19 protein-coding genes and 1 pseudogene are annotated in these 20,796 nt (G+C 37.5%); 15 read left to right on the forward strand and 5 right to left on the reverse strand.

Annotated elements, in window-relative coordinates:
- Positions 1-8 precede the first annotated feature (8 nt).
- The 5 genes from ACE01R_RS12755 (at position 9) to ACE01R_RS12775 (ending at position 4,274) form a co-directional block, all read left to right on the forward strand.
- Positions 9-1,115, forward strand: a complete 1,107-nt coding sequence (locus ACE01R_RS12755) for an ImmA/IrrE family metallo-endopeptidase (protein WP_000482094.1) — start codon at positions 9-11, stop codon at positions 1,113-1,115.
- 246 nt (positions 1,116-1,361) lie between these two features.
- Positions 1,362-2,003: an SOS response-associated peptidase gene (locus ACE01R_RS12760; RefSeq protein WP_002046584.1), complete on the forward strand. Its 642-nt coding sequence runs from the start codon at positions 1,362-1,364 to the stop codon at positions 2,001-2,003.
- 111 nt (positions 2,004-2,114) lie between these two features.
- On the forward strand, positions 2,115-2,741 hold the full coding sequence (locus ACE01R_RS12765; protein ID WP_000038641.1) for a LexA family transcriptional regulator: 627 nt from the start codon (positions 2,115-2,117) through the stop codon (positions 2,739-2,741).
- 14 nt (positions 2,742-2,755) lie between these two features.
- Complete coding sequence (locus ACE01R_RS12770; RefSeq protein ID WP_001190352.1) at positions 2,756-4,051, forward strand: Y-family DNA polymerase; 1,296 nt, start codon at positions 2,756-2,758, stop codon at positions 4,049-4,051.
- 4 nt (positions 4,052-4,055) lie between these two features.
- Positions 4,056-4,274, forward strand: a complete 219-nt coding sequence (locus tag ACE01R_RS12775) for a hypothetical protein (RefSeq protein ID WP_000550047.1) — start codon at positions 4,056-4,058, stop codon at positions 4,272-4,274.
- Positions 4,275-4,600: 326 nt separating this feature from the next.
- Here the strand turns inward: ACE01R_RS12775 and ACE01R_RS12780 are convergent, their stop codons facing one another.
- From ACE01R_RS12780 to ACE01R_RS12790, 3 genes are read right to left on the reverse strand one after another with little or no spacing between them, the layout of a single operon-like run.
- Complete coding sequence (locus tag ACE01R_RS12780) at positions 4,601-7,801, reverse strand: site-specific integrase (RefSeq protein ID WP_057061493.1); 3,201 nt, start codon at positions 7,799-7,801, stop codon at positions 4,601-4,603.
- Positions 7,802-7,805: 4 nt separating this feature from the next.
- Positions 7,806-10,145 carry a hypothetical protein gene (locus ACE01R_RS12785; protein ID WP_002058482.1) on the reverse strand — a complete coding sequence of 780 codons (2,340 nt, stop codon included), beginning with the start codon at positions 10,143-10,145 and terminating at the stop codon, positions 7,806-7,808.
- 12 nt (positions 10,146-10,157) lie between these two features.
- Positions 10,158-10,622, reverse strand: a complete 465-nt coding sequence (locus ACE01R_RS12790; RefSeq protein ID WP_000911011.1) for a hypothetical protein — start codon at positions 10,620-10,622, stop codon at positions 10,158-10,160.
- A 274-nt stretch (positions 10,623-10,896) separates the two neighbouring features.
- On the opposite strand from ACE01R_RS12790, the gene ACE01R_RS12795 reads away from it, so the two are divergent.
- The 8 genes from ACE01R_RS12795 to ACE01R_RS12830 all read left to right on the forward strand — a co-directional run bounded on the left by ACE01R_RS12795 (position 10,897) and on the right by ACE01R_RS12830 (position 17,067).
- Positions 10,897-11,064 carry a YhfG family protein gene (locus tag ACE01R_RS12795; RefSeq protein ID WP_002125865.1) on the forward strand — a complete coding sequence of 56 codons (168 nt, stop codon included), beginning with the start codon at positions 10,897-10,899 and terminating at the stop codon, positions 11,062-11,064.
- A gap of 12 nt (positions 11,065-11,076) precedes the next feature.
- Positions 11,077-11,673 (forward strand): putative adenosine monophosphate-protein transferase Fic, encoded by a 597-nt coding sequence (locus ACE01R_RS12800; RefSeq protein WP_004658347.1) that lies wholly within the window; start codon positions 11,077-11,079, stop codon positions 11,671-11,673.
- A gap of 349 nt (positions 11,674-12,022) precedes the next feature.
- Positions 12,023-12,280: a hypothetical protein gene (locus tag ACE01R_RS12805; protein ID WP_004726728.1), complete on the forward strand. Its 258-nt coding sequence runs from the start codon at positions 12,023-12,025 to the stop codon at positions 12,278-12,280.
- A 919-nt stretch (positions 12,281-13,199) separates the two neighbouring features.
- Positions 13,200-13,505, forward strand: coding sequence for a helix-turn-helix domain-containing protein (locus ACE01R_RS12810; RefSeq protein ID WP_000366814.1), 306 nt, complete (start codon positions 13,200-13,202; stop codon positions 13,503-13,505).
- A complete protein-coding gene (locus tag ACE01R_RS12815) occupies positions 13,505-14,770 on the forward strand; it encodes a type II toxin-antitoxin system HipA family toxin (protein ID WP_000934717.1) in 1,266 nt (421 codons plus the stop codon). Before ACE01R_RS12810 ends, ACE01R_RS12815 begins: the two co-directional genes overlap by 1 nt.
- 1,329 nt (positions 14,771-16,099) lie before the next feature.
- Positions 16,100-16,435, forward strand: coding sequence for a hypothetical protein (locus ACE01R_RS12820; protein WP_168379860.1), 336 nt, complete (start codon positions 16,100-16,102; stop codon positions 16,433-16,435).
- Between the two features lie 69 nt (positions 16,436-16,504).
- Positions 16,505-16,684: a hypothetical protein gene (locus tag ACE01R_RS12825; RefSeq protein WP_168379859.1), complete on the forward strand. Its 180-nt coding sequence runs from the start codon at positions 16,505-16,507 to the stop codon at positions 16,682-16,684.
- Positions 16,681-17,067, forward strand: coding sequence for a type II toxin-antitoxin system death-on-curing family toxin (locus ACE01R_RS12830; protein ID WP_243475066.1), 387 nt, complete (start codon positions 16,681-16,683; stop codon positions 17,065-17,067). Before ACE01R_RS12825 ends, ACE01R_RS12830 begins: the two co-directional genes overlap by 4 nt.
- A gap of 1 nt (position 17,068) precedes the next feature.
- On the opposite strand, the gene ACE01R_RS12835 is transcribed toward ACE01R_RS12830, so the two are convergent.
- Positions 17,069-17,629, reverse strand: coding sequence for a macro domain-containing protein (locus tag ACE01R_RS12835; RefSeq protein WP_002125033.1), 561 nt, complete (start codon positions 17,627-17,629; stop codon positions 17,069-17,071).
- Between the two features lie 53 nt (positions 17,630-17,682).
- Between ACE01R_RS12835 and ACE01R_RS12840 the strand changes: the two genes are divergently transcribed.
- Complete coding sequence (locus ACE01R_RS12840; RefSeq protein ID WP_002125020.1) at positions 17,683-18,198, forward strand: hypothetical protein; 516 nt, start codon at positions 17,683-17,685, stop codon at positions 18,196-18,198.
- Positions 18,199-18,317: 119 nt separating this feature from the next.
- Positions 18,318-18,455 (forward strand): annotated as a pseudogene (locus ACE01R_RS12845) (ISNCY family transposase); the annotation flags it as partial.
- A gap of 280 nt (positions 18,456-18,735) precedes the next feature.
- Here ACE01R_RS12845 and brxL read toward each other — a convergent pair.
- Entirely contained in the window at positions 18,736-20,775 is a 2,040-nt protein-coding gene (gene brxL, locus ACE01R_RS12850) for a protease Lon-related BREX system protein BrxL (RefSeq protein ID WP_395551562.1), read from the reverse strand.
- Between the last annotated feature and the right edge of the window lie 21 nt (positions 20,776-20,796).

The following is a 20,796-nucleotide window of genomic DNA, read 5'->3' on the forward strand; positions in this document are numbered from 1 at the left end:
AGGTTAATGTGTTTAATAAAGATCGTTTACGTATTGCTAAAGAATTACGAGGACTTAGCAATACCGATTTCGCAGAAAAATTGAGTTGCTCTATCTCTAAGGTAAAGCAACTTTTAGACGTGGATAAAGAAATCAATGAAAATGATCAAGATGATATATGCCGTGTATTAAATTTACCCAAGTCATTCTTTGCAGGTAATGACACACAACCACATGAAACAGACCAAATCTTCTATAGATCGGTTGCTCGTATTAAAGCACAGCATAGAAAAGCTAATGAGGCATATACTCTTTTAGCAATAAATATTAACAAGTACTTAAATCAGAAAGTAAAGTTACCTACTTTTCACCGTCCTGATTTAGATATTACTGAGTTTTTGGGTGAATCTAAGTATGCCGATCACCTAGCGTCAGAGTTGAGAGGTTTATGGGCTTTAGGTAATCAACCTATTAATAACATTGTTTCGTTGTGTGAGCTAAAGGGAATCCGTGTCTTTAGATTACCGACTGAAATTCGAGAAATTGATGCACTATCTTTTTTTGATGATGAAAGTGGTAGCCCTTTCATATTTCTAAATACATTTAAGTCTGCCGAAAGAGCCCGCTTCGATTGTGCACACGAACTTGGTCATATCGTTATGCATACGCATAACAAAAAAATTCGTGTCGAGAAAGATAATCGTGTTCTCGAAACTGAAGCGGATCAATTTTCATCTGAATTTTTAATGCCAACAGATGCATTTCTTTCTACTGCTCCACGCTATTTTTCACTAGAAAATATGATTGAGTATAAAAAGATTTGGCGAACATCCCTGAAGGCTATTAACTATAAAGCTCACAAGCTGGGATTAGTTAGTGATTGGGTTAATCGTAGTAACTCTATAAAGATCAATTCGTTGGGCTACAACATTAATGAACCTGAAGAAACTCATCGAGATGAGAGTTTGATGTTGCCCAAAATTATCTCTGTTTTAGCCTCACAACCATCTTTTGATAAAAATAAAATGCTTGATGAAATTGGAATCTCTGAAGAAGATTTTAATCAATTAACATTTGATGCTTTAGCTAAAGTTGAGCCCCCGAAGAAAAAACATAAGTTATATATTGTCGAGTAATACAAACCTTCCTTAAAAATAATGCGCCTTACGGCGCACTATTTATGCAAAATCCTGATTAATTTTTTTATGACTTCACGCCCAACGTAGTTTTGCATCCCATAAGTCATACTTTAACTGAAAATGTAACTTGCCCCATCATGACTTTTTTCATATAGCCTACTTGAACTGACACCATAAATCCCATGTGTTCCATAAAGCATCGTATACAATTTCAGATAAATTCTTTAGTTATGTGATCAGGCTATGTGCTCAAATTACCTATTTCCAAATAAAAGAAATTTGACACTCTTAGGTGTCGATACAAGCCAGTTTGATCTTGAGCTTAAGGATCATGTATTCCCTTCCTATCATGCTCCAATCATTCTGAACGGCTCAGATCACTTAGAGCTTGATATTGCAAAGTTTGGATTACTACCGAGCTGGGCGAAAGAATTGAAGTTCAGCAGTCATACTTATAACGCCAGAACTGAGTCTGTAGCAGATAAGCCTAGCTTTCGACATGCTTGGAAGTACAGCAAGTTCTGCCTAGTCCCAGTACAAGAATTTTATGAGCCGAAATACATCAATGGCAAGCCACACTGGTACACCATCAAGCGTAAAGATGATCAGCCTTTTACTGTTGCAGGGATCTATGATGATGCAGTGATTAATGGCAATAAGGTACGTTCCTTTTCAATGTTGACCATCAATTCGGACCATCACCCTTTTATGAAACAATTCCATGCACCGAAGGATGAGAAGCGATCCATCATCGTTATTCCAGAACAGTACAGAAAAGACTGGCTAACAGCCGATCATGAACATGCGCATGAATATTTCTTTCAAATGCCCGATGAATTCGTCACATTTCCACGCGATGAGCAGAAACAAAACGTCTTATTCTGACGCATCCTTGTTTATCCACAACTTTTTAAATTTGAATTTTAAACGCTGTTAGTAATATCCTATTTAAACAAATTCTACTTCCAAACACGCCTCGTAGCGTAGGAGTATCTCATGTCTAAGAAGTTGCCTATTTACTTCTCTGACGACGCATGGTCATCTTTACAAGAGCTCATGGGTCCAGAGGGTAAACCAAGTCCTACCATCAACACCGTGCTTGAACAAATCGCTGTTCAAAATGAGCTTGTTGAAAAATTAGGGCTTACTGCTGTCCTACCCAAATCCAAAGTATCTATTCCCGTCTCTTTAGAGCGTATTCCTGCAGGTCCGGCCTTCAGCACCAAGGATGAGCAAGACAAAGCACTCGATCTGAATGAGTTCCTGATTCACAACCCTATTTCTACTTTTATTGCCTATGTAGACAGTGAATCCATGCTCGATGCTGGCCTAGAGATTAATGATCCAATCATTATTGATCGCAGTATTGAAGCCAAGCATTACGATATCGTGGTTGCCCTGATTGATGACAATGCCTCGACCATTAAGCGGCTGATGATCACCAATAAGATGTCCAAGTCTGAAATCAAAGAAATATTTGGAGATGAAGATTATCCGCTTCCAGAACTTTGGTTGAAGGCTGAAAATTCGAATTACAATCACATCATTCCTGATGATAGTCAGACCATATCAATCTGGGGTGTGGTGACTTTTAATTTAAAGCGTATTTATCACCGCTCATAAAAAGAAGAATAACCATGCAAAGTGAAAATGAAATATTCGCGTTAGTCGACGTGAATAATTGCTACGTCTCGTGTGAGCGTGTGTTTAATCCTGCCTTGAATGATCGCCCAACCATTGTGCTCAGCAACAATGACGGCTGTGCCGTGGCCAGAAGCCAGGAAGCGAAAGACTTAGGCATCAAGATGGGTGTTCCTGTATTCCAAATTAAAGAGCTGATCAAACAACATAACATTCAGGTGCTATCCAGTAATTTCTCCTTATATGGCGAAATGTCCAAGCGCTTTATGGAGCTGCTTGGGGACTATGTTGCACCAGGAGATCAAGAGGTCTATTCCATTGATGAATGCTTTCTGAAGCTCACAGCTTACGAGCATCTATTTGACCTGACTGTATATGCTCAAGACATGAGGGCTAAGGCTTGGCGTTGGTTAGGCCTACCCTGCTGTATTGGAATTGGTCGCTCTAAAACCGAAGCCAAGATTGCCAATCATCTCGCCAAGAAAAACAAGTTCTTCAATGGGGTCTGTAATCTGGCCCATATGGACCCATGCTCTACAGAAACGCTACTCGCGCAGGTTGATGTGTCTGAGGTTTGGGGCGTAGGCAGACAGAACTGTAAGAAGCTCAATACTATGGGTGTTCAATCTGTGCTGGATCTGATCAATGCCAATCCTAAAGAAATCAAAAAGCAGTTTAGTATCGTGATGGAAAAGACGGTGCTTGAGCTACAGGGCCTTTCTTGTATTGACCTTAGTGATGATACTGTAGCGAAGAAGCAAATCATCAGCAGCCGTTCATATGGCAACCCAGTGTATGAAATGGATGACATTAAAGCTTCGGTTCGGCTTTATGTGGCCAGAGCCGTGAAACGAATGCGGGAAGATGGCTCAATCTGCAAGATGATCGGCGTGTATATCCAAACCAGTCGCTTTGATAAGACAGAGCGCTACTCGCCTTACATCGTCGTTCAAATGCATGAGCATACGGATGATCTACTGCTCATCACCAAGGCCGCGATGAAAGGCATCGATCAGATATTTAAGAAAGGCTTTAAGTATAAAAAGGCGGGAATCGTGCTGCTCGAAATTACAGATCAATCCAAGTTTGTGCCCGATCTATTCACGGACTATTCACATAAGCAAGAGCGAGAAAGGCTTTCAGATGCCATCGAAGCCATCAGTGAACGGTTTGGGAAGAATCTCGTCACGCTAGGCATTGCCAACAATAAAGAAGCCACATGGCACATGAATCAAAACCTTAGATCACCTTCGTATTTAACCAAATGGTCTGACTTACCAAGAGTAGGATAAAAACATGCACTTATTTAAATTAACTGACGAACAACTCGCACAAATTCTTATCCCGAAACGATTTGTACCACCTACTCCACCTGAACATGAAGGCAAGAATATGGTCTATGTATTTGATAGTGAGGATAAGTTTGAACTGACTTATGATGAGCTGGTGGAAATCATTAGCAAAGCTAGAATGGCTGGTCCGAAGTTGATACCTGTCTTAGGCACCGTGAATTAAATTGTGCAGTGTTCGCACGCCACTTGAAACATAACTTGATTGGAAATGAATTTGGGCTGAGAAAAATTCAGTTCAAATTTAACCTGACGGGCACACTAAAAAATGGGTAATTGTCAGATCGAGTTTGGACTACAACACTTTAGCTCATCGATTTACCAAAGTGCTAATCTTTACACTATTGTCTAAAATCCAGTGACCAAATTGTGATGCTAAAGCTTTTAAATTCCCTTTATTATGAATCAAAGTTAGTATGATGCTTTTCATAAAGACAGTTTACTTATAACCAGAGAGATTTTTAAACAATTCCCCTTTTCAGTTTGCTTAGGCTATTTCAACCAGAGTTCATCTTCTAGCATGATTTTTAACATTAAATTAAATATAACCAGCGGAGTAACATTTTTTTTGTTAGAGCCGACAACTCTTTGAAAACTAAATTTAACGGTTCGCTCAGGAGCATCCAAATTAACTGGGTAGTTTTGTTTTTCTAAATACAGATGATCTCCTAACATTGGCTCTATACCAGTAATAAAATTAACAATTTGTTGCTCATCACCTTTCATTCGGCATTGAAAATGTAGAAAATTCTTACGCAGTTTTCCAAATAATAATAATATTTTAAGCGCCTTAACCATGTTCTTTTCTTTCAGTGCATCTTGCTGCCTATCATCTTTATAATGAAAATCAAGGAGAGGAATTATTTCATCTGGACGAGTCAGTTTTTTAGCCTTTTCGTAAAGTTCATCAAACCAACTCTCTTCTAAATTCTTACTATAAACATAATTCGTTTTTAAATTAAATTTTTGGCGATCCATCCATTTAGTGCTCATCCATTGACATCGTTGCATCCATTCTTGAGCTTGGGTATCTTCGCTTAAACGACCTTCTCTAAAACTTATCAAACGTTGAAAAGGTGTCAGAGTACTCTTCTCTATACTAAACTTCTTTTCTTGTCGGCCAGCCATCGTAACTGGCTGTGTTTGCTGATAAGAATTAAACCATTTCTGCTGCTGAGTATAACGATTTAGGTTTATGTAGTCTGTACTTGACTTCACTGGACTAAAACACTGTTCTAATACTTTTTTTGAAATGATACACGGCGAATTATAAATTCGATCGACTGCTAATAAATCCAAAACATGAAGGTAATTTGAAGCCGTTTGCTCAATACTGCTATGCCCCATCCAAGAGGCGAGCACCTGCCATTTATGTTGAATAATCTCTTCTTGAGCACGTGCTTTCATACCAAACAATAAATCCCTCATCTTTTTTGCTTTTACCCAAGGACAATCTGTGTAGGTCTTGATCATTTCTTTTGAACCGAGCAAAGTTATTGCTAGATAGTTAGCAGCACTGTGGCGTAATGTATGAAAACTAAAGCCATGATGCATACCTAATATTTGACTAAACAAATCTACTGTAATTTTGCTGATACATTGATCAGTTAATACACGATGATTCACACTAAAAAGTAGATCATCCTGCTGATTAACCAAATATTGCTCATAACGATGTTGTATGTAACGTTGTACTACTAAAAACTCATGTTCTGACAATGCAATTTTCAATGGTATTTGACGATTCGCACTTCGCGTTTTCAGACGGCGATATGAATTGTCTTGGATATGAAGCGTGATATTATTAAAAACTGTATTTTCTTTTTCTTTATAAAGTAGCTCTGGGCAAATAATATCTTGTATTTTAAGACAACGAACTTCATTTAATCGAAGTCCAGTTCTATAACTTAGTAAATACATCAGCTTTAAACAACTCAGATGATCGACCCACTCTGATGCCGTTGGCTCTTGACTTAAATTTTCTAGTTTTTCCAATAATTTGCCAAATAGCAAAGGACTCACTAGCCGTGCATTGCAAATTTGTAAATGCTTAAAACTTGAATTCTGTAACACCAATACCCCTGGAGCATCATAATTCTCTATACAGAATTGATGAAAATCTTTTAGGCGACCAAAACGGTATTCTGCGCTTTGGTGCATCTTACGAGAGGTTTTTCCTTTCACCGAATCTCGTTGAACTGCTTTTTCATCACGTTCACTGCTGTATTTCAATAGCTGCCGATATAAATCCTCATAGTCATCTATGGATTGTTGCTTTAAATCTAATTTATTGAGCCAAATCTCAAATATAAATTCTTTGCCAAACGATCCTAAGTAGCTTTCAATAGTTGATAATTGAAGCCCTCGTTTTTTTAAATGCATTAACCAGTGAATTAAGCGTAGTTGAGCATCAATTAAAGACTTTTCCTCCGTATTAGCATCAACTATCTTCTCCTCTAACACCCTTCTAGTTTCTTGCCAAAAACGTAGCGTGCGTTCTTCTTTATTCCTCTTTTTATCTAAACGCTCAACTTTTTGACCTTTACGTTTCTTTTGACCAAACAACATCAACTCATACGGAATCGTTTGTAATTTGCTTTGAACAGTCGGAACTTCAGGAAGTAACTGCTCTTGTTCAAAATGAATAGGGCGATTATCTGGTTCTGTGACTTGATTGTAATCATTATTCCACAGCAATCTAAATTCGGATGGCCTTAAAGCAACAGTATTAATCTCTTGCTGAAGCACATTACTCAAAAATATATCTATGCTGAGGTTTGGATTAAATTCGAGTACCATTTGCACATCATTAAATGCACGAAATCCACGGCGTTTAATTTGATATTGCAGATCCCCAAGACTTTTTTTCCTGCCTATCTTACTCAAGCTTTCTAAAATACAATCTTCAACTGAATGTTGCAGACAAAATTCTTTCTGAGTAGCTTTCAACTTTTTTAAATATTGCAAAATGAACTGCGCATATGGGTTAAAAAAAACATGTTTCCATTGGTACAACTTTCCCTGTTCTACATCGTTGCCATATTGAGAGTTTTCAACACGATAATGTAGTAACAATGGATTAGTGATTTTTTTGTAGTCCGAATGGTATAACCGAAAACAATTCAGATCTGTACCAAGCTCAATGGCCTCCTGCAATTGCTTCTGAATAGCAATCAAATGCTGTTCATCTGCACAGCCTGAAATATATATAAAACTTAAGCATAAATTTCCCCATAAGTACTTTGGTTCATTCCAATATTCAAATGAATCTTGCCAATACTGCCTTAATTCCTTAAGTACATGGATATGTAGATGCCCCTGTTCTAACCGTGACTCTGTACTCTCAATTTTTCTAGGCAGTACGATCCGTTTAGTATGTGGATTTAGCTTAATTCTGTATGATTTTTTATCTACATTCTGGTTGAATTGCTTCCTTCTTTTATTAAATTCATCTTCAGTAAATTGCATCAGTTTTGATTGTTCGTCTCGGCTCAACTTTTGACTCAAACAATCAACACTATCTTTAATGTCATGCCATTTTTCAGCGATCTGCTGATCAAGTTTTTGCTGCATTTCTTTCGTCAATACTTCAGGTGGAGAAGGCTGTCTATCTAGCGACTTTTTCACCATTTTATGAATATCAACAAATAGATCATCTAGTTGTGGTTTTATTAGTTCTTTGATTTTTTGCATACAACTATTTTCGCTCTAAGTGTTTAATCGATAAAGATTTGACATTATCTTGCAATTGCTGGCGGGCTTGCTGTACATAGACATTCGGGATAAGTGAAGAATGCGGATGAAAAGCCTCTCGGTCACGTTGGTCATGACCATACAGGGCCTGAATTAAGTGAAAAGCTAATGCTGGTTTACCCTCTTGCTGCTCATGCATCAAAAAGTTCATGTCAAAATGACGTAACCAATTCGAATACATATTCTTTGGAAAGACTCCTTGCATATATGAATTCACCCATTTTCTCGATAAAGGGATTAACTTAATTTTCCTGCTCTGCCATTCTTTGACAGTTATCGGCAAGATATCTTTACTAAAAATGACCTTACCAAAAAGATCATTTACAGTTATCTTCTTCTTTGCAAAGACTTGTCTAAAAAATGAACCGTACGCTTCAATAATTTGTTCTAAAAAGGCAGTGTAATTTTGCAGTGTTTTTATGAAAAAATCAGATAAAGGGATAAAACGACCATCTTTTCTTGCTTTACTATTTTTTTTATCATTCACATATAAAAGCTTGAGCTCAACACAATAATCATCCAAATTCCCCAACAGGTTTTTTTTAGGCCGACTTGCCAAACTCAACAAACTGATATGCCACATCCAACACGCATATGCATTAAGTTGATTAATAATGTGCTTATCTTCTTGGATGTTTTCGTGACAATGTCTATGTAAAATATGGAATTGCTCTTTCACAAAATTGGGTTCAAGTGCCAGTTGGCTCCCTATCCTTCCTATAGATAATGCAGATTGCACTTTGAATTGTTGTTGCAATATTTTTAGTTCAGCCGTGTCCTCAGTAAAATGTGTGGAATGTGGTGTAAGTGCTTTTTCTAAAAAGGCTAGATATGTGCTACTGAGTTGAGTTTTCGGTAGCCCGCCATAATAGATACCAGGCATGTGATGCTGACTATCCCGCCCAGCAATTACATGAGCAAGATATTCATTATATGTTTCATAATATATATGAAAATATAATTGAGCCTGCAGTTTTTCTACAGTGATCGAACCTACAAACCGATTATCAAGCCAATTCTTAAGTTTCGTATTAATGTGTGTTGATGAAATTAGTGGATTCGATGCTTGTTCTATATAGTCAAACCAAGCAGAAGGTAAATGTAGTTGATGTGTCATCACTTCATTCCACCGCACATGATTTAAGCTCTTAATCTTCTGCTCTGTAATTTTAAGATTTAATTTGAGTAAATATTCGCGACGTCTACTTGAACCATTCTGGATCAAAATTCCATCTTGAATAAGCTCGTTAAAATCCATCAGTGCGACGGGTGATAATCCCGTCAAAAGTGACAATAAACATGCTGCAGCGATTGCAGCATCCCTCCAGTGCCCGGATAACTCGGTTCTCAACACATAAACAATTTGCTTCAGTATATCTGGCGCCAAATAATGTGGATTTGTAACAAAAGGAGCATGACGGCGCTGGCGATGCCGCATTAGATGCGTCGCATTATCGCTGAGTATATAATTTAAATTTTTAGACTTTTCATCTTCTGAATAAAACTCCATTTCAGGATCTAATAGATCAACTTCACCCTCTTCATCTTTGTGAAGAGCGGCATCATAAATACTGATCTTTGCGTTATGTCCAATATCTACTTGCTTACCCGTTTTAATTTCACGAAATTTTTTGAGTTCATTTTTCGTCGGCCATTGCAAAACTTTACTTTTTTTTGACTTACGCTGACGATGAACAACACGACGATCATCAAGTCTTTTAAAAATTATTAATAGAGCCGATAAATACTCTATGGCTTGTACTTGTTTGAAATCTTTAATATTAAAAAGTTGATTACGATCCTCCTTTTTCAAGTTACGTTCGTACATGACATAGCGATTTAGTAGCTCACTGCATTCTTGAAATAATTCAGCATGATTAGAATCCAGAACATATCGTGATACATAGCGAAAGAGATCACAAACATGTTTTTGCTTATTCTCAGCTTTATCAATTTTTGCAAATTCTTGATACTGCCGATATGTTAAAAAACTCGCTTGTAGAATCAAATAACGTTCAGACGACAGCTCTTGAGTATTACTAGTAGTCGGGCATGCAAAATAACTTAAAGAAGCTAGATAATAATATTTACCTAATTGTCTAGAACTAGATATATAGCCATATATCTGTTGTGCTTCCTTATATAGAGCATGGGCTTTTTCACGTAAATCATCTGATAGATCGACAAATTGTGTATTCACAACATGATTGCGTAATAAACAATAATCTTTTTGGAATTTTTCTGCTAAATCTAAGAATTGCTCTTCTGTTTCAATCTTTGGCATATTCGCTTTCGCTTAATTTTTTATCAAATTGCATTGGTTAAATTCATTACGATCTGAACAATTTGGTAAAAGTTGATCTTTTATTGAACTCTTTGTCAGCTTAAAAAATCTAGCAAAAAATTTAGCATCCAGCTCTTTCTGAGCTTTTCTCTCAAAGCACAAGTGTTGCTGTGATTTTTCGATAAAATCATCAAGATTATGTATCAACTGTAAGATTGCAACATAATTAGAATGTACACGTAAGCATGGCTCCGTTTGCATTAATAGCAATATTTTTTGCCAAATTTTCACATAGATTATTTTGAACTTTGCTTGTACTACTACTTTCTGGCTCTGTTTAATCTTTTTGATTTTCAGTAGTTCTGAGTTAATTTTTACTATCTTAAATTGAACATTTTGTCGCTCAAAGCAAAAGGGCATGATAAATTGCCCCATAAATATCTCTATATTTTTTACTAAATAGTCAAATTTTAACATTTTTATCGATATAAAAAATGAGCATATCTTTGTATATTAAAATTCATTTAATTTATCAACTAAATTTTCTCAAAATTACAATTATCAACAAATACATATGGTTTACTTATCATGGGTGGTCTAAATTTTAAAAATTCTTCCACTTTTTTTTAGTTTTCTGTTATTACATGAAACAATACCGTTGTATTTCATTTTGAAATGCTGTGTATGCAGCATTGATCAAAAAGATTCTCTGCTATACTTACTTCACGTGTAGCATCAATGGAGTTTCGAAATGCTCAGAACCACTGAACAGAAAAAAAAATATATTCAAGCGACACGTGCGCAAAACTATCAAGCCAGCCTAAAGCTTGAAGGCATTACAACGACAGCTCAAACAACTCAACAAAGTAAAGCTGAAATCTTGCAAAAATATAAGAAGTATTCGCAACCCGAAACTTAGTCAGGTGCATGTATGGATAAATATGGGGAAATGGGTGACAGCCTGTATTGTTACCCTGGCACAAATATCCTAAAGAACAAACTCAATATTCATGATGAACAAATTTTAGAACAAGCTGAACTAGAACTGTCTGGATTGGCAAGTAACTTAATTGAATATGCTGAACCACCTTACGACTTACAATACTTAAAATCAATTCATGCGCAGCTCTTTGGCGACTTATACGACTGGGCAGGAAAGTTAAGACAAATCGATATTTCCAAAGGTGACACCCGTTTTTGTAATTTTTCCCGTATTGAAATTGAAACCAATAAACTACTCAAACCGCTTCAAGAAAAAAAATACTTTCAAGGCTTAGCACCACAACAACTGATTCCTCAACTTGCCGACTTGTATTGTGAGCTTAATGTCATACACCCATTCCGTGAAGGTAATGGACGTACACAACGGATTTTCTTTGAGCATCTGATTGCTCATTGTGGTTATGGTATTGATTGGTCTCGCATTGACTCTCAACAACAATGGATTCAAGCCAATATTGAAGGTTTTTATGGTAATTTAAATCCATTAATTAAGATTTTTGAAATATGCTTTATTCAAAATACCTAAAATTTAAGTAGTCGAAGCCCACAATCCTTAATGAGCCATCATCTTTGCTTCAATCCACTGATTAATTTCCCAAATAAACCAACAATCACGATTCTTAGAAATCTTAATACTCTTCGGGTAATTTAGGATCGTAATATTCAGATTACTTATCCAGAATTGAATAGATCGTTAACTTAGATAGACTTTTAAGCAATGTAACTTGCCGCATATTTATCAACATATGTCTCAAAAAAGTCTGCCCATACATAGATTTATGGCGTTTAGTGCTTAAATTTCAGATTAATCTTCGTCTGATGACCTGAATGGATGTTACAGATTACATGCAGGTGAATTACTCTGTGGCTGTATCATGGCTTTTGTGCAATCCAATCCATTTGATCCGAATGTTCTCTTTTGCAATAAAGCAGCCTCTTCTGCTTTTCCTGAACCAACGAACTATGTCATTGATTTGATTCAACCGACAACAGTGATGCTGAATCAAATCTCCAAAGAAGGGATTAAATGCAAGAAATGTGGTAAGAAAAAGATAGGGGATGGAAGTTATTATCCGTCTAATTGGAACCAGCCCATGAGTCGAGATCAGTTGAGTAAGAATCATTTTAAATGAATAAGAGAAGGATGGCTTACCTCACTTCTCCGAATAACAATGCTATGCTTTTCAACCAAGGTTATAAATTGGCAACTACATTTCATTCTTCTTCATGCTGGTCCTATAGCCTGTAGACAATTACTACATCATTTGCATTCAATGCTCAATACAGCCTGTCAGCAGAACCGCAGCGATACTTTTTTTCGTGCATACATGTAGTGTTTAAATCCATTCATTTTTCAATGATCCTCTGCCGTTTATCACATTTATGGTCGATCTTTAACCTTGTGAAAAATGCACATACCGATCCCTTCAAACTGTCAAATTTATGTATGCATGACATTTAAAGAAAATTATCTGATCAATTTTTTTAGGTAAAATTCATCAAGAAAAAGTTATTATTATTCATAACATCACCAATAACCACATAAAAACAATAATTTAATAAATTATTCTTCCAATTTTTTTATATTTAGTGTTATTACCTCTAAATCCATGTTTACCACCTTCTATTACATAAGTAATTTAGAAGTATCCACGATATAAATTGCTTGCCCTCACACCTCTCCCCTCTCACGCCCAAAAAATTTATACTGAAAGGCAGATTAAGCCCGTTCGAGTTACATATAGCCGCATGCTATATTGAAAGCATTAAGAAAATATCCTCAATATTTATAGGATTTTTAAAGTATGAACTAATTTTCGAAGAACCCTTTCTAAGTAATGTGACCTATTAGGAAAAATGAAAATACTGAAATCTCCGTATCAACAATCAGTCAAAGTACATCCTGATGATTTTCTGTAACCGATACCCAAGGACTATACCTACCCTTCTGATGTGCTGTGCAACAAAGCCCTCCTTAGCCACACTATAGCTATAGATTAATTCCATTATTTTGTGATTTAATTAAATTATTCATTCTTAAGACCCAATTTAATGGATTTATATTTCACTAAACCAGAAGAAGTTGTGACTCTTTTAGGTGAGCGTTTACGTAAGCAACGACTCTTTCTGGAGATGTCTCAAGCTGAGGTAGCAGCACGCGCTGGTGTCGGCGTGAATACAGTTTCGAATCTTGAAGCGGGACGAAATGTATCTGTTGAAAATTTAGTCCGTATTGCAATGGTCTTGGGTCGATTAAACGAACTTCAGGAACTATTTAAACCTCAGCTTAACAGTGTGAATGACATTCTTCGCTATGAGAGTCAAAGTAAGCGCCACCGTATTAAGAGGAAGGGATAATGCTCAATAGACTTAATGTTTATTACAACGGTTGGGGCGAATCATGGTTATGGGGAACGCTGATTAGTTCAACAGCCACGACAGGTAGACCCACCATTGCTTTTGAATATAGTCCAGAAGCAATACAGCAAGGTGTTGAGCTCTCTTCTTACTTGCTGCCTTTAAAAGGTCTACCATTCAGACAAGGTTTTCCTACTCATCAAATGGGACTCCCAGGTCCAGTCTATGACGCTTTACCAGATGGTTGGGGCATGATGTTGATGGATCGATATTTCAAAAAAATTGGCTTAAATTCAGCACGAATTGGACCTTTGGAGCGTCTGACCTATATTAGTAGTCACGCAATGGGTGCCCTCTCCTTTGAACCTTGTGTTGCTGACATGCAAACCTCAGAAAATATCCCTTTACAACAACTGGCCCAGGAAGTTCAAGAAGTACTCAAAGGTGAAGGTGGTGAATTTTTACAGCATTTATTGGTCATGGGTGGCTCCCCTCAAGGTGCCAGACCAAAAGCGTTGGTTTACCGAGATCCTGTCAATTTAGAGTTTTCGACTCAAGATTCTGATCAACATGAAGCCTGGCTGATTAAGTTTCCTGCTCAGCAAGAGCATCCTGAAGTCTGCGCCATTGAAGCCGTCTATGCAGAATGTTTGCGACTTTGTGCAATTGAGACTCCAGATACCCATTTCTTTAATTTGCCCAATGGTTTAACGGCTTTTGCTTCTAAACGATTCGATCGTCAAAATGGTATGCGGATTCCAATGCAGAGTTTGGCTGCATATACAGGAGCAGACTATAAAGTTCCAGGTAGCCTAGACTATCGCAATTTTCTCCGGGCAACCTTGATGTGTACGCAAGATGTACGAGAAAGATTGCATGCTTTTAAACGTGCTGTGTTTAATGTGCTTTTCAATAATCGGGATGACCATACTAAGAACTTTTCATTTCTCATGGAGAAAAATGGTCAATGGAAATTGGCTCCAGCCTATGATGTGACCTTCTGCGAGGGTCCAGGTGGTTATCATCAAATGGACATTATGGGAGAAGCGCTCAATATTTCCCGAAATGACATACATAAACTCGGTACTTCAGAAGCTAATCTGACTACTCTAGAAGTCGATGAGATCATCTTGACCATGCGTGAAATTGCACTTCAATTTAGTCAAATTGCGCAGCGCCTGTATCCCCATCAAATTCGAGAATCTACCCTACAGATGATTCAATCACGGATTCAACAGAATATTGATTTTTTAACTGAAACCTAAGCGTAAATATAAACTAAGCGCCAACCATCAACTGCAAATAGACTTTGATATAGTTAGTCGCTACATAATCTGTAGAACCTGTGAATTAGCTCTCTTTATAATCACGAATATTAGATGGATCACCGCCAAGATATATTCTGCAAACGTGAAATCACTACATCCAGATCGAAAATCACTAAGAAAAAACTGTCACCAAAAAAAGGTCTGCACTATGGATAGATGCAGACCAAACTCTGGATAACTACCAGCACGAGAAATATGTCGCAATTTTGCATAGACATGAATTTGATAAAATCAGCCCAGAAAGCCAGAAATTCATAAAAACTATTTCATCAATCCCCTATAACTTAATCACGTTCATGGTCGATCTTAAATCTTGTGAAAAGTACTCATGCTGACCTAGCCAAACTGTAAAACTCATGTATTCATAGCCTTTAAATGAATCTTTCAATCGGTATATTTAAGGTAAAAACTAGTAATCAGAAGTTATTATCACCCCTATATAAAACAAGGATCAACTTAAAAACAATAACTTAGTAAATTATTCTTCCATTTTTTTTATATTTAGTGTTATTTTACTTTTATCGAATATGGCTTAGAAGGACCTATCGCATGTATAGGTGATGATAATGTACCTAGTCCAATATGTGTTAATGGTGAAAGTGTTCACGTTCTCTCAGAGACATTCCGATTAAAAACTTACAGCTTTGACGTTGAGGATGATTATACTTGCTTTATTACGAAGCTAGGATTGTGGGTTAATAATACTGCCTATAAATAATATAAGAAATAAATTACTAATTTTCTTATTTAACATAATGGGCGTTATACGAAATGCACAAATTGAAACATATAAAAATCAAAAACTTATGATATAAATTATTTGCTCGATGATGTTCAAAAGCCGACTTGGAAACAAGTCGGCTTTTTTATGAGCGGTTTTGATACTTCTTGCCAATAAAATTGTTTAAAAAATAGTCAATTTTGAGATTATTCAAATTTTATCAATGCCTCAATGTCCAAAATTATCCACATTTTTTGTGGATAAAATTTAGGCTATTTTGTACGCTCTGGCGTACATAAATCTCGGCCCTTTGCGGCTACCTGGGACAGTGGAATTTTCCTATGATGAACTCATCGGGAACAGGAAGTTCCATACAAGAATAACAATAGATAAGCACAAGGACTGTAAGGTACGACAGGAGTTATACCGAGCGAACCCATACGAAAAACCCCGGCAGGATGCCGGGGTTTTTTATTGTCTGAATATTTTCGGATAATCCGTATTATATTAATTTTAGTTGAACTTAAAACTAGGCATAAAGATAAATGAAAATAGGGATCTTTTGGTACTGGAATAATCAAGTCATTGGTATTGCACATTCCTTTAATATTACGAAAGCAGACTCTATTGGCCTGATTGATAGCCCATATACACATATTGAATATTGGATTACATTGCAAGAAAAGTATTCTGAACTACAAAACTATGAGTATGAACAGATCCCAAGAGGTCGAGTAATTTTTGATACCAACAAAGAAAAATCAATTATTTATTTGGATAAGACATTGTTATATAAATCAAAAATTAATAAAGTCTATGATTTTTTTAATTTAAATCCAGAACGATCGGTGCTAAAAAAAGACTCACACTATCAAATTTGACCAACACTACTGTTAGATCAACAAACTTGCGTTAAAATACACACGATCACTCTTAGAATGGTAAGCGATATGAGAAAACGTCTTAAAGATTATAATATTGAACAAGTATCTACTCGTGAAAAGGTTTCTGGACAAGTTTTACCTATAAAGTTTAGTAATGATGAAGCAACTAAACGAGTTGTTATGCATAGTGCTAGACGAGTGATCCAGCAACATAAAGCAGAAATACAAGAGTTAGCTTATAAATGAGCTTGATTAGTTCGACATTCGTAATTGCTGTACATGACGAGATTTTGCTTCAAACAGGTGTAGGTCGATCTGGTTGCCAGATTGAGAAACTGGAAAGCGTCCTAAACCGTATAGATCAGCAAATGTATTACAGTAATGTGAGTGATATCTTTGAAATTGCTGCATGGTTTGGTATTGCAATTTCTAAATGGCATGCATTTGTCGATGGAAATAAAAGAACAGGGCTAGCAGTGATGCTAACTTATCTTGAAATCCAAGGTGTGACCATTCAAGAACACACGGGTTTAGATGATTTAATGGTTGATATCGTTGAATCCCAAGAAGATCATGAGCTTTTAGCCAAACTGGTAGCAGGATTCTTATATGAGCTATCTATAATTTAATTTATTCAATCTGTATTTTTATTTTTGGGTCGTTAATGTTAGAAAGTATCTCCTTATAAATTAAATAGTTTTCATCATCTCGGCATACAAAAAATACTTCTTCAACACAGTCATATTGGGGAAGTGTTGAAAGTATGGTACCAATTGCAATTTCGGCTGCCAGTTGTCTAGGAAAACCATAAACACCTGTACTGATGTTTGGAAAAGAAATAGTTTTTACACCAACATGGTTAGCTTTCATAATTGCATTACTATAAGCATCACAAAGCAATTGTGGCTCATTACGCTCACCATCTAACCATCTTGGCCCAACAGCATGAATAAGATATTGGGCAGGCAGGTTTCCAGCAGTAGTAACTTCTGCTTGTCCAGTTGAACACCCGCCTTTTTCTTGATGAAGTTGAATACATTCAGTCTTCATCAAAGGTCCTGCTTTTTTATGAATGATATAATCAAGCCCACTGCCACCAAGCAAAGACTTATTCGCTGAATTAACGATAGCCTGTACAGCGAATGTTGTAATATCTGTTTGGATTAAAATAACTTTCTTAAGATTACTCATTTTATCACTATAATAAAATCGCTAAGGTAGCAGTAATTTTTTGGAAAACCAACATGACTGAAAAAGAACATATTAATCAATATATTAAGAGCACGTGTGATTTAATCATTCAACATGTAAAAAACATTATCACTCTTCAAGAAAACATTAATAAACCATGGGGATATAGCTCCAGATTAATGGAGCATTTATTTCATCCAGAAAATGAACTGCTTTTTAAAGGATACTCAAAGAATATTTTTAATAATAAATCAGCAATGGCTATTAAGCCATGGAAAGAACATATTGTTCCCATGGCTTATGTCTTTAACAACTTATGGGTATTAATTGAAAGCAATGAATTATCAGATGCTGAACTCTCCAAAATTCTACAAAGAAATCTTGGTGTAGCCCATATTTCCTATGAAGAACAGAAAAAGTTAGATACTAAGTTTTCAGGATTAAAAACAAATATGCCTAATGGATGGTGTTTGAAAACAGGTGATCCTATAGATCGTTTAAAAGCAGTCGGTATTGAATTAGTTGATGAAAATGGGGTTGAAATTCAATCTTTAATTACCCCTATTTAACATAAAATCTCTTATGCGAAGTCTCTTTGTTAGAACCCATTTAAAGTGTCTATATTCTCACCAATAAAAATGTCTAGTTTATGATGGTTTTTATCACCATGGACTGGATATAAATATAGATGCTGATCACTATGTCTGACAAAGAAATTCAACGGCTTGCAGTTCTGCAAGACGTTCGAGATCATCGTATTACCCAGATCCGTGCTGCTGAAATCCTGAATCTTTCCACTCGTCAAATTACTCGGTTATTGCAGAAAAAATCGAATCTGACGCAAATTAAAAGCAAATTCGTCGGCAGTTGAAATGAGCAAGCCATGAATTAAAGGCAGCAATTCCTTTGCCGAGCACACCAATATTCAGCAGGGTGAATAGCCACCACTCTCCTAGACAAATTTCGTCTCTTCTTTTTGCATAGGAGAGCATTATGAGTGGACAACTATATATTCCAGAATTAAAAAATAGGTATGGGGGTTCATTGGTTGTTTATTTTAAACAGGCACAAAACTCATAACTCTACTCCTCATGCTCGAGATAAAGTTAATCCACCCCTAACCCCTTAAACACCGCATCCACCGGATCTGCATAGAAACTGGTCTGGAACTTGGTAAACAGTTCCACAGGAATCGTAGGGATATCTGCTGCACTACTCATTGGCAAAGCAACCTTCTTGGCACCAGCATCAAAAGCAACTTGCAGACATTCGGCAATACTTTCCACCGGAGTCACAGAGCCACCCAAGCTCATATCACCCAGTACCACCATCTGACTTTGTACCGATCGTCCTAACAGGCCAGAAGCGAAAGCCACTAAACTTGGTAAGGCAAGATGGCTGAGCGGCCCGGTATTCTGTAATTCAACCACATGTAAGTGGAAGTCATGTTCCAGCACCTTACTGCCACCCGATATTCTGGATGCATTGGCCTTGAAGTAGTCAAATGCGATTTTGACCTGCTCCTTGGCACTGCTTGAATTCCATAAGCCTGATGTCGCCAATTTTCCTGAACCTTTGGTGACTTGCAGTTCTAAGCGGTATAAGCCTGGCATGCCTTTATTACTAAGTCCGATGGTATACAGAAAACCTGGCTTAGCAGGACCTTCGGGAATCAGTCCGCCACCACCCTGCTCTTTGACTGATACAAAATGTTCTTCTAAGGTATCATTATCGATATAGCTGAAATGCACATCATAGAATTCCATGCCACCAATTTTCTTCAGCTGCTCTTTGACACGACGGCGTACCTGTAGCGCATATTCCAGACACTGGCGTACATCTTCTTTCTCAAACTGACCGTGTGGGTAGAGCAGTTTCATCAATCCGGAAACCGTCTTTCGAACTGCGATCACATCACGCTGATTCAGGTTGTTGCCGAGTTTGAAGTACTTCTCAATGGAATCTGCAAAGCTACGCTTGCGCATTTCCCGGAAGAATTCAGCCAGATAATCAACAATCAGGCCATAACGGTTAGTGAAGAACTCTGGGCGCATCTTCGGAATTTCCCAGCCCGGGATATAAGCATGAAAACGATCGAAGAATGCCGAATCAATCATGGCTTCCGGGAAAGGAGCCAATAGATGACTGGTTTTTACCAGGGATTCCACGCTTTGGTTGATATTACCCACAAAAACCATTGAAGCAGAGGCTTCCATCTGTTCGCGGCCACGGGCAAAAGATCCAGAGGCCATGTAGTCTTTCATGATCTGTACGCCATCTTTGTCCTTAAAGGAAATACCGGCGACTTCATCAAAGGCCACCACATCCCATAACCCCACCAGACCAATACGGCGGCTACTCATGTTATAGAACAGGTTGGCGACAGTCGTTTGCCCACCCGAGACCAAAATACTGTTCGGTGAACACTCTTTGTAAATATGGCTTTTACCGGTACCGCGTGGCCCTAGCTCACAGACGTTATAGTTGTTTTCGACAAAGGGAATCATGCGTGCCAACAAGTGCCATTGCACCTCCTCTTTTAAGGAAGCTGGTTCCATGCCAATTGAACGGATTAAGCTCTCGCGCCACTGATCAGTGCTTAATGCAGCCCGTCCGTTGAACAGCTCATCCATATTCATATTGGGCATCTGAATCGGCTTGAGTAAGCTCACGCCAAATGGAGAACTGGTCTGCCCTTCATCAAAGTAGTAGCTGAGTGTGGCGATGACCCAGATACCACCGACCAGCAGCTTTTCATACTCTTTGACGATGCCTGCCGAGATCTCGGCATCTTTGATCCCCAGATTACTAAAGGAGGCTTCGTATTTGTCCTTACGCTCATTCAGCTTCACCGTGACCCGATCAATGACTTTATAACTGCCACGTTCACGGACCAGGGATTTCACCTTCTCGGCTTCATCCGGTCGGACATAATTCTCAGCCAGTACGGTCTTTACGTTACGTAGTCCCTGTTCAATGATCTCGGGGTCATCCGAGGCACAGTACATTCCCAGCAGGTATTCGAGTACATAGACAGGGACATTGGCCCCTTCTTTGATCAGTTTGGTCAGATCCTTGCGTACCACTCGCCCGGCAAAGTGTTCATTCAGCAGCTGATCCAGTTCTTTATCGTTAGCCAATTCCATATACGCCACGCTCTATCGTTA

It is taken from the genome of Acinetobacter sp. BSP-28, assembly GCF_044130285.1.
In the GTDB taxonomy this organism is placed as follows: Bacteria; Pseudomonadota; Gammaproteobacteria; order Pseudomonadales; family Moraxellaceae; genus Acinetobacter.